General features: G+C 71.4%; 13 protein-coding genes. 6 read left to right on the forward strand and 7 right to left on the reverse strand.

Translation table 11 applies throughout. The features are described 5' to 3' along the window. Positions 1-22: 22 nt before the first annotated feature. The 4 genes from IE226_RS34245 to IE226_RS34260 all read right to left on the reverse strand — a co-directional run bounded on the left by IE226_RS34245 (position 23) and on the right by IE226_RS34260 (position 4,958). Positions 23-871 carry an alpha/beta fold hydrolase gene (locus IE226_RS34245; RefSeq protein ID WP_190085351.1) on the reverse strand — a complete coding sequence of 283 codons (849 nt, stop codon included), beginning with the start codon at positions 869-871 and terminating at the stop codon, positions 23-25. A gap of 121 nt (positions 872-992) precedes the next feature. Next, positions 993-1,769, reverse strand: coding sequence for an SDR family NAD(P)-dependent oxidoreductase (locus IE226_RS34250; protein WP_190085352.1), 777 nt, complete (start codon positions 1,767-1,769; stop codon positions 993-995). 91 nt (positions 1,770-1,860) lie between these two features. Beyond that, entirely contained in the window at positions 1,861-2,655 is a 795-nt protein-coding gene (locus IE226_RS34255) for an enoyl-CoA hydratase/isomerase family protein (protein WP_190085353.1), read from the reverse strand. After that, entirely contained in the window at positions 2,652-4,958 is a 2,307-nt protein-coding gene (locus IE226_RS34260) for a CaiB/BaiF CoA-transferase family protein (protein WP_190085354.1), read from the reverse strand. The genes IE226_RS34255 and IE226_RS34260 overlap by 4 nt, the downstream gene beginning before the upstream one ends. A gap of 130 nt (positions 4,959-5,088) precedes the next feature. Between IE226_RS34260 and IE226_RS34265 the strand changes: the two genes are divergently transcribed. Then, on the forward strand, positions 5,089-5,370 hold the full coding sequence (locus IE226_RS34265) for a hypothetical protein (protein ID WP_190085355.1): 282 nt from the start codon (positions 5,089-5,091) through the stop codon (positions 5,368-5,370). Positions 5,371-5,381: 11 nt separating this feature from the next. Here the strand turns inward: IE226_RS34265 and IE226_RS34270 are convergent, their stop codons facing one another. From IE226_RS34270 to IE226_RS34280, 3 genes are all read right to left on the reverse strand, one after another. After that, a complete protein-coding gene (locus IE226_RS34270) occupies positions 5,382-5,555 on the reverse strand; it encodes a hypothetical protein (protein ID WP_190085356.1) in 174 nt (57 codons plus the stop codon). Between the two features lie 535 nt (positions 5,556-6,090). After that, the gene (locus tag IE226_RS34275; RefSeq protein ID WP_190085357.1) at positions 6,091-6,927 is read right to left on the reverse strand and encodes an IclR family transcriptional regulator; all 837 of its coding nucleotides are present in this window, start codon (positions 6,925-6,927) and stop codon (positions 6,091-6,093) included. An 87-nt stretch (positions 6,928-7,014) separates the two neighbouring features. Further along, the gene (locus tag IE226_RS34280; protein ID WP_190085358.1) at positions 7,015-8,376 is read right to left on the reverse strand and encodes an MFS transporter; all 1,362 of its coding nucleotides are present in this window, start codon (positions 8,374-8,376) and stop codon (positions 7,015-7,017) included. Between the two features lie 123 nt (positions 8,377-8,499). Here IE226_RS34280 and IE226_RS34285 point away from each other — a divergent pair, with 123 nt between their 5' ends. From IE226_RS34285 to IE226_RS34305, 5 genes are all read left to right on the forward strand, one after another. Continuing rightward, the gene (locus tag IE226_RS34285) at positions 8,500-9,525 is read left to right on the forward strand and encodes an ABC transporter substrate-binding protein (RefSeq protein ID WP_229871707.1); all 1,026 of its coding nucleotides are present in this window, start codon (positions 8,500-8,502) and stop codon (positions 9,523-9,525) included. A 143-nt stretch (positions 9,526-9,668) separates the two neighbouring features. Then, positions 9,669-10,715: an ABC transporter substrate-binding protein gene (locus IE226_RS34290; RefSeq protein WP_190085359.1), complete on the forward strand. Its 1,047-nt coding sequence runs from the start codon at positions 9,669-9,671 to the stop codon at positions 10,713-10,715. Next, positions 10,715-11,638: an ABC transporter ATP-binding protein gene (locus tag IE226_RS34295; RefSeq protein ID WP_229871708.1), complete on the forward strand. Its 924-nt coding sequence runs from the start codon at positions 10,715-10,717 to the stop codon at positions 11,636-11,638. Before IE226_RS34290 ends, IE226_RS34295 begins: the two co-directional genes overlap by 1 nt. Continuing rightward, positions 11,635-12,474 carry an ABC transporter permease gene (locus IE226_RS34300; protein ID WP_190085360.1) on the forward strand — a complete coding sequence of 280 codons (840 nt, stop codon included), beginning with the start codon at positions 11,635-11,637 and terminating at the stop codon, positions 12,472-12,474. Before IE226_RS34295 ends, IE226_RS34300 begins: the two co-directional genes overlap by 4 nt. 93 nt (positions 12,475-12,567) lie before the next feature. After that, complete coding sequence (locus IE226_RS34305) at positions 12,568-13,539, forward strand: quinone oxidoreductase family protein (protein WP_190085361.1); 972 nt, start codon at positions 12,568-12,570, stop codon at positions 13,537-13,539. Positions 13,540-13,581: the final 42 nt, after the last annotated feature.

Here is a 13,581-nt window from a genome sequence, read left to right on the forward strand (position 1 = left end):
CCCGAATAGAGGTGAGTGGGTGTCAGTCGAGCGAGTCGAGGAAGCCGCTGACCACCGAGTGGTACGCCTCCGGCCGCTCCTCCTGGAGGTGGTGCGAGGCGTGGTCCATCACGTGGAGGCTCCCGCTGGGCACCATGCGGGCGAGCATCAGCGGGTAGTCCGGGGTGAGGAAGGCGTCCTGCATGCCCCACATGAACAGCGTCGGGGCCTGGATGCGGCCCAGTTCCTCGGTGAGGTCCTGCCAGTCGCCGCGCGGCGAGTCGGACATGGCGGCGAGGGCGCGCTCCTCCTCGTCGAGGCTCTGCTCGTAGCGCAGTGTGAGCGTCTCCTCGGGGAGCTTCGCGCCGTCGTACCACTCCAGCTTCGTGATGAGCTGCCGCATCTTCTCGCGGGTGGGGCCCTCGCCGCCGTAGTAGACGTCGCGGGCGGTGCGGCCCCGGTGTCCGTTCTCGGGGAGCGGGGCGAGCGGCCCGTAGAAGACGGGCATGCTGCCGGTGATGACCAACGACCTTACGCGGTCCGGGTAGTTGGCGGCGAGGTTGAGGGCGATGGTGCCGCCCCACGAGTTGCACACGAAGTCGGCGCGGTCCACGCCGAGCGTGTCGAGCAGGCCGACCGTCTTCGCCGCATGGTGGTCCCACATCGGGCCTTCGATACGGGACTTCTCCGACTTGCCGTACTGGTGGATGTCGACGAGCAGACAGCGCCGGTCGGCCGCGAACAGGGGCGCCACGGGCCCGAAGTCGCTCCAGGCGGTGCAGCCGGGGCCGCCGCCGTGCAGGAACACGGTGTCGGGGCCCGAACCGAGGTCGTGGTAGTGGTAGCGGACGCCCGCGCCGTCCGCGTAGTGGCTCTCCGGTGCAGGTGACATGCGAGTCCTTCCGTACGGGGGTGGGGGGGGTACGGTGTCGAGCCCATCACCGGGACGGGCGCGAGCCCAGCGCGGCGGTCCGCTGAGCGAACCCCTCTCGCTGGGCGATTCGCTCGGCAGTTCACTGGGCGGTGTAGCCGCCGTCCACATGCACCACGGCGCCAGTGGTGAAGGACGACTCGGCGGCGAGCAGTGACAGCACGGCGTGCGCGACCTCCTCGGGCCGCCCCCAGCGCCCGATCGGCACTTTCGCGGTGAAGGCGGCCTGGGCCGCGGCGTCCGTCTCGGCGTCGCCCTCGTTCATGGGCGTGCGGACGGGGCCGGGCGCCACGCAGTTCACGGTCACGCCGGTACCGGCGAGTTCCAGGGCCACCGACCTGGTGAGCGCGGCGACGGCGCCCTTGGTGGCGGCGTAACCGGACCGCTCGGGGGCGCCGGTCGAGCCGAGGACGGAGCCGATCGTGACGACGCGCCCGAAGCCCACGTCGAGCATGCCGGGCAGGACGGCGCGGAACGCCAGCCAGGTGCCGATGACGTTGGTGTCGAGGGCGGCGCGGAAGTCGTCGGACGTGAGGGTGAGCACCGACCCGCGCGCGAGCCGTCCGGCGGCCGTCACGAGGCCGGTGACCTGGCCCCACCGGTCCTCGGCCCGCCGTACGACCTCGGCGAGTTCGTCGGCGTCCGTGGTGTCCGCGGCGACCACCAACTGCTCGGACCCCGCGTCGGGTTGAAGTATCCGCTCCGTCGCGCGGCAGCGTTCCGCGGAACGGCCGGTGACGACCACCGGCCGTCCGGCCCGTGCGACCGCCTCGGCGACCGCGAGGCCGATTCCGCTGGTGCCGCCGGTGACGAGCACGGGGCCGGTGGAGTTCTGGGAGGTGTTCGTCCGGTTGGTCATCCGGCGAGGATGCGCGGCGCCCGTGAACACGCCAACGCGGGCGGTCCGACCACCGGACCACCCGCGCCGAGGGTTCATGGGGCCCCTGCCGTCACCGCCCGGTGAACACCGGCTCCCGCTTGTCGAGGAACGCCTGCAGCCCCTCCGCCGCGTCGGCGGTCCCGGTCAGATCGGCGACCCCCTTCTCCTCACGCTCCAACGCCTGCTCGACGGGCAGTCCGTGCCCCTCGTCGACGACGCGCTTGAGCAGCCCGATGGCGGCGGTCGGCTGTGCGGCGAGACGGCGGGCCCGCTCGGAGACCTCCGCCGCGAACGCGCCTTGCTCCACGACGAGATCGACCAACCCGAGTGCCAACGCCTTCTCCGCCGAAAGTCGTTCGCCTTCGATCATCAGCCGCTTCGCCAGATGCGGTCCGACGAGCCGGGGGAGCCGCTGACTGCCGCCGGCCCCCGGGAACAGCCCGAGCCGTATCTCCGGGAACCCGAACGTGGCATCGGCCGCGAGGATCCGCAGGTCGCAGGCGAGTGACAACTCGGCGCCGCCGCCCAGCGCGTGACCGTTCATCGCAGCCACGACGGGCTTGGCTGCCTGCTCGATCAACCGCTGCACGTCGATCCAGCGCCGCATCTTCGCCTGGTTCTCCGCCGACAGGTCCCGCATCACGGCGATGTCGGCGCCCGCGATGAAGAACCGGCCGGTGCCGGTGACGACGACACAGCGCACCGCCGGGTCGGCGGTCAGCGGCCGCAAGGCGGTGAGGAACTCCTCGATCATCGCCGGGTCCACGGCGTTCGCCTTCGGCCGGTCGACGCGGATGGTGGCGACGGCGCCGTCGCGTGTCACGTGCAGTACGGAGGATCCCGCCGCGGTGTCCTTCTGGTTCATTCGGTCACTCCTTCTGCGGCCAGTGCGGCCAACTGTCCGTCGCTCAGGCCGAGCAGTTCACGTAGGACTTCATGGGTGTGCTGGCCGAGCAGGGGTGCGGGCCGGTCGAGTCCGCCGGGCGTCGCGGCCAGCCGGGCGACGATCCCCTCGTGCGGGACCGGGCCGGCCAGGGGATGGTCGAGTACGGGATAGAAGCCGCGGGCGGCGAGCTGTTCGTCGGCCTCGACCAGATCCTGCCCGGTCGCCACGACCGCCGCCGCGACACCCTCCGCCTGGAGCAGCTCGGCCAGCTTGTGCGCGTCGTGGCGGCGCGTCCAGGCGGCGAGGGCGGCGTCGATTTCGTCCTCGCGCGCCCGCCGCGCACTCAAGGTGCTTTCTTGGCAGGGCAGCTCGGCCATCCGCGACAGGGCACGCCACTGCACCTCATCGCGTACGGACACCGCCACCCACCGGTCCTCCCCGGTCGCCGGGTACACCCCGTGCGGCACGGCGTGGGGTGACCGGTTCGGACGGTCGGCGGTCCGGGGATCGGGCGCGCCGTCGTCCAGTACGGTTTCCAGCGCGGCCGGGCCCATCGTCGCGGCCATCGCCTCCAGCTGGGACAGGTCCACGTGTCCGCCACGGCCGCGCGCCAGCAGGTCGAGGGTGGCGAGCACCGCGGAGTTCGCCGCGATCATGTCGCCGAGCCCGAAGGTGAGGCCCTGCGGCGGGCCGCCGGGGTCGCGGGTCTCGCTCGACAGGCCGGACATGGCGGCGAGGGTGTCGGCGAACGTCACGGCGCTGCGCCACGGCCCGGTCTGCCCGACCCCCGCCATCGACACGAGGATCACGTCCGGGTTCAGCTCGCGCAGCGACGCGTAGTCCATGCCCCAGCGGGCGAGCACCCCCGGGCTGAAGTTCTCCACGACGACGTCGCAGTGCGGGACCAGCTCGCGCAGCAGCCGCCGTCCTTCGTCGGTCCGCAGGTTCAGGGCGACGCCGCGCTTGTTCCGGTTGAAGTTGAGGAAGTAGCCGCTGTCGTCGGGGTCGGAACCCGGCCGCAGATGCATCGAAGGCGCGAACCGCGTGGGATCCTGACGGTGCCGCGACTCGATCTTGACGATGTCCGCGCCGTGCTCACCGAGCTGCTTGGTCACGTACGGACCGGCGAGGACCCAGGTCAGATCCAGCACCCGAACCCCTTCCAGGGCTCGGGACTTGGACCGCTCGCCCTCGCTCCGTACGCGACCGGGCCCGCGCCACGGCGAGTCGCCGCCCACCGCCTCGTGCAGCGCGGGCAGCACGACGGGCCGGGGCAGCGCGGCCCACGGAAACCCGACGTCCACGGCGCCATCCTCCGGAAGTCCCTCACCGGTGACCGTGACGAGCGCGTCGCGGTCGCGCAGTTGCGGGTTGGACGTCAGCCGTCCGGCCGGCACGACCTCCGCCCACGGCAGGGCCCGCTCGCGCGCCTCGGCGGCGAGTTCGGCGGCGGGCTGCCGCGCCGCGAAGCGCCGCACCAGCTCATCGACGTGGGCGCGCCCGGCCCACCGGAACGCGGCGTCCTGCCACCGCTCCTCGCCCAGATCCCCGGCCTCGCCGCGCTCCGCCATCCACGCCAGTAGGTCTGTCCACATCCGGTTGCTGCCGGAGTAGCCCCCGGCCACGTAGCCGTCCGCCGCCTCGAAGATTCGGTGCGCGACGTGCTCGTACACCCCTCCGTTGCGTACGGGGAAACGCCCGGCGTGGATCCAGGCGAGGGCTGCGGTCTCCAAGGTGGCGGCGACGGCCTCCTGAGCCGAGATGTCGAGGAGCTGCGGGGTGCCCGACACGATGCCGAGCAGCGCCCCGATCGCCGCGTGCGCCCCGGCGGTCTGCAACGCCTGCTCGCGCGGCGGCGGCTTGGGCTGCCTGTCGGGGCGCCCGCCGAGCCACGTCATACCTCCCGCCGAGGCAAGCACCAGATCGTCACCGACCCAGTCGCGGCGCGGCCCGGTCAGCCCGAACGGCGTCACCACCACATGCACGGCGTGCGGCCACCGAGACGAGCCGTCCTCCCGCAGACCGCGCAGCCGCGCCACGGGCCCGCTCTCCAGCACGACGTCGGCGCCCGCCGCCAGCGCGTCGAGCTCCGCCGCGTCGCGCACCGCCACCCACCGCTTCCCCGCGTGCCAGTGGGTACGAGCCGCCACGTCGAGGCCGTCACCCGGCTCGGTCCGTACGACGTCGGCGCCGATGCCCACGAGCAACCGGGCGCCCTGGAAGGCGAGTTCATCGGTCAGGTCGAGCACGCGCGGTGCCCCCGGATCCGTCTCCGCTCCCACCACGGCTCCTCCCATACGTATCCGCAGCCTTTGCGGAACCTCACGATCACCGGGGGAGGGGAGGCGTACCACCGGCCTGTTCTGCTGACTGGACCGGACCGGCCCGGGTGATCCGGCGCTGGATAAGGTCATGGCCATGGCCAAGGGGGTGGGGCGGCGGCCCAAGGTGGATCTGGACACCGGCGTCGAGGACGTGACGCTGACCATTCTGGAGTGGCTGGGTGAGCAGGGCGTCGGTGCCATGATCCGGGTCGACGCGGAGCGCCTGCGGGACGGTCGGCCGGTCTGGACGTTCGCAGCTTCCGGCGGACCGCTGGACGGTGGGATGAGGGCCGACGGGGCCTCGGCCGCCGAGTGCATGGGAACCGCCCTGCTTCAGTTGCGCGAGGCCGGGCTTGCCGTTCCCTTCTGACGCGGTGTGGCTCAGCCGGCTTCCTCGCGCCAGGACGGGTGGCCGCCCCCCGTCTCAGCCGCGCTCGGGTGGCGCACGGCATCCAGCCCGTCGTCAGCGAGGAGATCGGCGATCAGGGCCGACGGGCCGAAGACCTCGGTGGCGCTCAGGTTCCAGTTGGTCACCACGAACCAGTCTCCGTCCACGGGCCACCAGTGCGCGGGGAACTGGGTCCCAAAGGTCCGGCTGGGTCGCGCGCAGGCATCGTGGTGGCCGAGTGCCGCGTCCAGCGAACCCCGACGGGCCGGAACCGCGCTGCCGACGTCCTCGATCGCGGCCTGGGCCCAGTAGCACTCCGTGTGCCGTCCGTCGGGACTGTGACGGGCGAGGACATCGAGCAGGCGGGCCTCCGAGGTCCTGGGGCAGGCCCAGCCCGTCGAGGACTCTGTGGGAAGGAGGGCCCTGCCAGTCCTCCAGACGCTTGCCGGCCCGCGCCAGCACATCGTCCCACCGGACCCGCCGTCCGCCCACCGTGACGGTGTGCAGGATCCAGCAACGATCGGGAAAGCCTTCCTGGGGCTGATGGCCCAGGAGGGCACCGTCCTCCTCCAGAACCGGGCGCATTCCGCCCAGCGGATCGGCGTCCGGCACCGGCTCCAACACGGCCATCCCTCAACACTTCGCTCATACATGTGGTGTTCTGCGACGGGCCGAGGCCAGACGACGGGGCGTGCCGCGCGCTCAGCTCACCGCGGTCGGCTTCCGGCCCCGCGCCGCCGCGCGATCCGCGTCGTACACCCTCTTGTGCGTCGTCTTCTGGGCCACACCCCGCTCGATGCTCTCCGCCGTAGCCCGCAGCGCGGCGAGGCACCGGTCCACCGACACCTGAGCGACCGGCGCCGTGACGGACAGCGCCGCATGCTCACCGCCGCCCAGGGCCACCGGCACGGCGAGGCTGGCGTACCCGGCCCTGACTCCCTCGACCTCCAGCGCGTACCCCTGGCGGGCGGCCGTCGACAGGCGCCGTTCGAGGACCCCGGGGTCCGTCACGGAGCGCGGGGTCAGCACGGGCAGCCCGGCGCGGACGAGGGCCGCCACCCGTTCGGGACGGTCCGGGGCCAGAGCGAGCAGGATGTGGCCGGTCGCCGTGCAGGAGGCCGGGAGGCGTCCGCCGACGTACGAGTGAGTGAGGACGTTCGCCTCACCTGCGATCTTCTCCAGGAACAGGACGTGGCTGCCGTCGAGGACCGCGAGGTGCACGGCGGTGCGGGTCCGGGTGAACAGGTCGGCCATCAGTGGGCGGGCCACGGCGCTCAGCACCGCGGAGACGGGCACCCGCTGCCCCAGGTGGAAGAGCCTGATGCCCAGCTCGTACGTCTCCCCGTGCCGGTCCAGCAACCCCCACCGCACCAGCTCCTGCGCGAGACGGTACGCCGACGCCTTCGGCACGCCCGACCGGCGGCTCAGCTCGCTCAGCCGCAGCCGGTCCGCCCCCGACTCGAACGCGGCGAGCAGCAGTTGCGCCTTGCCCAGTACGGAATTGGGCAGCAGGACATCCTCGTCGGCGTACGACCCCATCAGCGTCCCCTTACGTCGTCACATGGCGGCAAAGGCCATTTGAAGTGCAACAACGCCATGTTGCATAGAGGGACGGGGGTGTAAACATCAGGCAACAGGCGTGCTGATGTTCTCCCGCGCAGGATCGGCGTCCCGCGCCGCCGCGCCCTCGGCCTGTGGCACATGTGCGAAGAAGACCAGCGCCACCAGCGTGACGAGCGCCATCCCCATCGTCAGCAGCGCCACCGGCAGGAAGTGCCCCGTGGCGGCCAGCAGCGCCGTCGCCACCACCGGCGACAGGCCGCCGGCGACCGCCGAAGACAGCTCGTGGCCGAGCGCCATCCCCGAGTACCGGGTACTCGTGCTGAACAGCTCGGAGAAGTACGAGGGCTGCACCCCGATCATCGCGGCGATCGCGACGTGCCCGACGATGAACGCCACCCACACCGCCGCGGCCTGCCCCGTGTCCATGAGCAGGAAGAACGGAGCCGCCCACAGCAGCATGCCGATCGCCCCGCCCAGATAGACGGGCCGCCTGCCCACCTTGTCGGAGAGCCGGCCGAAGACAACCATCATCGCCGAGTCCACCAGCATGCCGACGATCCCGGCCCACAGCAGCACCGTCGCCGAGATCCCCACATACGCCCCGTACACGAGGGAGAACGACATGAAGATGTAGCTGGCGCCGCTGTCGGCGAAGCGCAGCGCCATCGCGAACAGGACCTGGCGCGGATGGCGCCGCAGCACTTCCCGCAGGGGAGAGTGCGGCGCGGTCTCCTTCATGCCCCCCGTGGACTCGGCTTCGAAGCTCTCCGTCTCGCCCAGGTTGCGCCGGATGTAGATCCCCACCACGAAGATCACCGCACTCGCCAGGAACGGCAGCCGCCAGCCCCAGGCGAGGAAGCCGTTCCCGGACACCTGCTGGGCCAGCCACAGCGCCAGCGAAGACAGGACAAAGCCCAGACCCATGCCGCACGAGCTGAACGAGGCGAGGAACCCACGCCGCTCGGCCGGAACGTTCTCCGTGATGATCAGGACGCCGCCGCCCCACTCGCCACCGGCCGCCGCCCCCTGCAACAGCCGCAGCAGGACCAGGAGGACCGGCGAGAGCAGCCCGGCCGTCGAGTACGACGGCAACAGCCCCATGCAGAACGTGGCACCGCCCATCAGCGACAGCGTCCCCATCAGTGCCGCCTTGCGCCCCCGCCGGTCACCGATGTGCCCGAAGATCAGCCCGCCGACCGGTCGCGCGGCGAACCCCACGGCGTGACCGGCGAGCGCCGCGATCGTGCCGAGCAGCGGATGCCCGCCGGAGGGAAAGAAGACCGTGCCGAGGACCAGCGCGGCGGCGGTGGTGTAGAGGAAGAAGTCGTACCACTCCATCATGTTGCCGGCGACGGACGCGATGACCACGCGTCGCGTCGAGGCCGTGCCCTCGGCCGTCTTCTCGGTTGTGTTCCTACGGGGCATGCGTGCTCCTTGCCGATCGACCCTGGGGATCGGTGGAGCGTACGAACGGCCCGGTGCCGCCTCAATCGTGCCGGTCCGCCAGACGGGACACCGTGCTGTCCGCGGGACCTACGGGGTGCCAGCGTGCCGCCACCTCGACAGCACTCCGACCCGGAGGTCGCGATGTTCCGTCACCACCGCACGGGCAGGCGCCCGGCGGCCGCCCTCCTCACGCTACTCACCCTTCTCCTCGCCACCGCCTGTGGCGCGGGCACCACTGACTCGGCGGGAACCGCGGGCGGCGCGAGCCCGACCGTACGGATCGCGCTCGGCGTCGATGCCTCGTACGCCCCGCTGTATCTCGCCGCCGAACGCGGCATGTTCAAGAAGGCCGGCCTCGACGTGCAGCTGATGAAGGTGGAGGGTGGGCCCGCCGCCGCCCAGGCCGTCACGGCCGGAGCGGCGCAGATGTCCGCCAACGCCGACTCCACCGCCCTGCCGCAGATGGTCGGCAATCCACGGCTGCGCGCCCTCGGCGCCTTCCAGTCCTCGGGCCGCTACCTCAAGGTCGTCCTGCGCAAGGGCATCACCTCGCCGCGGCAGATCAAAACGATGGGCTCGATCCAGGGCCTCGGCCTGTACGCGACCCACGAGTACCTCCAGCACCACGGCATCGACCCGAAATCGGTGAAGATCCAGCAGGGCGCGCCGCAGGAGATCCCCACCATGCTCCAGCGCGGCGACATCGACGGCTACATCCTGTTCGACCCCTGGGTGAGCAAGGGCGTCGCCGCGGGCGGCCACCTCGCGGGCTCCGTCGGCGACTTCGGCGTCACCTACGTGCAGTGGCTCCTCGCCGACCAGAAGTGGCTGAAGGAGAACGAGAAGCTCGCCGGAAAGATCTTCAAGGTGGTCGCGGAGGCCGACCGGCTCGTGACGAAGGACCCGCACGCCGCCGCCCTCGCCGCCCACGAACAGGCCCAACTCCCCGTCACCGCAACGGAGAAGGCCGTCGGCGAGATCTCCTTCAAGTCCCGCGCCCTGACCTCCGCCGACGTCACCTCCGCGCGCCGGATCGCGGACTTCCTCCTCCAGCAGAAGCTCATCAAGAACGCGCCCGACCTCGACACGGTGCTGCTGCGCGGCTGGTACGACCGGTACGCCCGGTGATCGCCCGCGACACACCATTTCCCCGCTGTCCCGCTGAGCGGACCGCCGCGCATGCATCGTCCGGCAAACCGGCAGTAGCGTGCGCCAACTCGCGGACCCCCACCCCGATGACCTGCCGAAAAGCGCCCAGACCCGAGGTGACCATGAAGACTGCGTCCGGCCCGAAATCCCGCCCCGTCCACCGCATCACCGGCACCGCCTTCCTTGCCGCCTCACTCCTCTCGCTGACCGCGTGCGGCGCGGGCACCACCGACGCCGGGGCAGGTCCCGGCTCCGGCGGTGGCGGGGAGGGCCGCCCCCAGATACGTATCGCCGTCGGTGTCGACGCCTCGTATGCACCGTTCTACCTGGCCGACGCCGAAGGGCTGTGGGCCGAGCACGGGGTCGACGTCGACCTCGTCCAGTTCGCCAAGGGCGGCGAAGGCGTCGACGCCCTCAACGCCGGACAGGTCCAGATGGCCGGGAACTCCGACGCCACCACCATCGGCCTGCTCGGCCAGAACCCGGACCTGCGCTCGCTCCTCGTGTACGAGAACTCCGGGCGCTACCTCAAGGTCGTCCTCGGCCCCGGTGTGAAGTCCGCGCAGCAGATCAAGAAGATGGCCGTCGTCCCGGGCCTGTCCGAGCTCGCCGCCACCCGGTTCCTGGAGTCGAAGGGCGTCAAGCCCGGCTCGGTCGAGTTCGTGACGTCGGACCCCGCCGAGATCCCCGCCCTTACGAAGAAGGGCGACATGGACGCGTACGTCCTGTGGGAGCCGTGGCCCGCCAAGGGCAAGGAGCTCGGCGCGCGCATCCTGGAGACCACCGGCGACTACGGCCTCAGCTACCAGCACTGGCTGCTGTCCACCTCCCCGTGGCTCAAGGACAACAAGGGCACGGCCGCCAAGGTCGCCGCGGCCCTCGCGGAAGCCGCCGAGAAGGTCGAGAGCGACCCGGACGCCGCGGCGAAGGCGACGAAGGACGCCGCGAAGATCCCCACGGCCCAGACCCTGAACGCCGTGAAGGAGATCGACTTCGGCGTCCGCGACTTCACCGCGAAGGACCTGAAGGCCTACGACGACACGGCCCGGTTCTACCTGGGCACCGGGAAGGTCAAGGCCCGCCCGGACGTGGCCCGCGCGGTGCAGCGCGGCTGGCTCACGGCCAACCCCGAGAGCGCCGAGAACGCCAAGAAGACGGAGGGGTCCTGATGACCAAGGTGACAGCGCCCCGTACGGGTACCCGTACGCCCCGTGCTGGTATCCGTACTGGTGCCCGTACGGAGCCGACTGCCGGTCGCGGCGCCGCCCTGCGCGTCGAAGACGCCGGGATCTCCTTCGGTGACTTCCGCGCCGTCCAGGGCATCGACCTGGACATCCCGGCCGGTGAGTTCCTCTGTCTGCTCGGCCCGAGCGGCTGCGGCAAGTCCACGCTGCTGTCCGCGATGGCTGGATTCCTCCAGGTCAGCGAGGGGTCACTCACCGCTGACGGCGTCCCCGTCAGTGGCCCCGACCCCGACCTCGGCATGGTGTTCCAGAGCAGCGAGGCCCTCTTCGACTGGATGACGGTGCAGCAGAACGTCACCTTCGGGCCCCGCATGCGCGGCCGTTCCCGCGCCGAGCAGAACCGGGTGGCCGACGAGTTCCTCGGCCTGGTCGGTCTGCGCCACTGCGCCGACCGCTACCCCGGCCAGCTCAGCGGCGGCATGCGCCAGCGCGTCCAGATCGCCCGCGTCCTCGCCAACGAACCCGGCGTCGTCCTCATGGACGAACCCTTCGGCGCGCTGGACGCGCAGACGCGGCAGGTCTTGCAGCAGGAGACGGCCCGCATCTGGCGGGCCTCCGGCTGCACCGTCGTCTTCGTCACCCACGACATCGACGAGGCGATCCTGCTCGCCGACCGGATAGCCGTCATGACGGCCGGCCCCGCCGCCTCGATCAAGTCCCTGTACGAGGTCGACCTGCCACGCCCGCGTGACGAGTCCGACCCGGCCGCCCTGCGGCTGCGCACCAAGCTGCGCGAGGACATCGGAGAAGAGGTCCGCAAGGCGATGCGCGACCAGGGCCTCGACGACCGAGGACTCGACGGTCAAGAACTCGACGATCGGCTCGACCGAGAGGCGAAGGGCGCATGACGATCACCACAACGGATGCCACGGATCCCACGGCCCCGGCCCGCCCCCGCACCCGCCCGCGCCGCACCACCACCGCGGGGCCCCAGGGCCTACGCACGGTCGGCCTGTACGTCCTCGCCGTCCTGATCGGCCTCGGCGTCTGGCAGCTCATCGCCATGAAGTACGGCCCCTCGCTGGTCGCCTCCCCGAAGGAGACCCTGTCGGCCGACCGCGAACTGGCGGCCGACGGCACCCTCGGCAACTCGGTCATCGCCTCCAGCCGCCGCATCCTGATCGGCTGGGGCCTCGGCGTCGTGGTGGGCGCCCCGGTCGGCCTGCTCATCGGGCAGATCAGGATCGTCCGCCAGCTCCTGGAGCCGTACATCGAGTTCTTCCGCTTCATCCCGCCGGTCGCGTTCGTGACGCTGGCGGTGGTATGGCTGGGCATCGGCGAGACGTCGAAGGTAGTCCTGATCTTCTATACGGCCGTGTTCATCGTCACGCTCAACACCAGCGCGGGCGTGATGGCCGTCAACGAGAACAAGCTGCGGGCCGCGGCCAGCCTCGGCGCGAGCCGCCGCCAGATCCTCCAGCGCGTCGTGCTGCCGTCCACCGTCCCGTACATCCTCACAGGCGCGCGCCTGGCCATGGGCAACAGCTTCCTGACGATCGTCTCCGCCGAGATCGTCGCCGCCCAGGTAGGCCTCGGCTCCCTGATCTGGACCTCTCGCAACTACGGCCGTATCGACTGGGTCTTCGTCGGCATCATCACTCTGGGAATCCTGGGCCTGGTCTACGACCGGATCCTGCGCGTCATCGCGATGCGTGTACTGCACAAGTATGGAGCTAAGGTGTAAACGGGGGGTGTAGTGATCAACGCGTAAGGCGCAACGACGCACGGGAGAAAGACACGGGGGAAGGGCACGGGGGAAGAACGGAGAACACCGCACGTGAGCACCACCTCGTCCACCTCGCGCACCCTGCTCCTCGAGGAGTTCGGCACCCTGCCGCGCCTCGGGGAGCGGGCCGTGCCCGAGCCGCGCCCCGGCCACACCCTCGTCCGGACGGCGGCGGCCACCGTCGCCCACCTGGACCTGAACATCCTCGACGGACAGTTCGGCATCCTGCCCGAGCTGCCCTTCATCCCCGGCACCCAGGGCAGCGGCTACGTCGTCGCCTCGGACACGCACCCCGAGGGCGCCCTCGTCCGGCTGCGCGGCGAAGGGCTCGGCCTGAACCGCGACGGCGCCTGGGCCGAACACGCCCTCGTGCCGGACGCCGCCGCGGAACCCATGCCCGAAGGCACCGACCCGGCCCTCGCCTGCATCTACTTCTCGCCGGTCGGCACCGCATGGGCCACCGTCCACGCGATCGCCCAGGTACGGCCGGGGGAGCGGGTCCTGGTCACCGGCGCGTCCGGCGCGGTCGGCGCCATGGCCGTACAGCTCGCCGCGCGCGCCGGCGCGGAGGTGATCGGCGCGGTCGGCCGCCCGGCGAAGCTCGCGCACGTACCCGGCGTAGCCAAGGCGCTGCTCGCCTCGGACCTCTCCGAGGAGACGATCGGCGGCAAGGCCGACGTACTCATCGACACGGTCGGCGGCCAGATCCTGCGGAACGCCCTCACCCTGGTCCGTCCGCGCGGCCGGGCCGCGCTCCTCGGCTACACGGCAGGCCGCGAGCTGAAGCTGGACCTCGCGGACTTCTTCCTCGCCGATGTCTCCCTCCTCCCGGTCAACATGATCAGCCGCGGCGAGGAGGTCGCCCCCGAGGTACTGCGCCTCCTCCCCGACCTGTCCTCGGGCGCGCTGTCGCTGCCGTACGAGCGGTACGGCATGGACGCGCTCGGCGAGGCGGTGGAGCGGCTGCGTACGGGCGCGGCGGTCGGGAAGATCGTGCTCGACATGGAAAGCACCGGGAAGTAGGACCGTAGAACCTGACGTACGGGAACGGGCCCCCTCCGATCG

The organism is Streptomyces longisporoflavus (genome assembly GCF_014649775.1).
GTDB classification, from domain to species: domain Bacteria; phylum Actinomycetota; class Actinomycetes; order Streptomycetales; family Streptomycetaceae; genus Streptomyces; species Streptomyces longisporoflavus.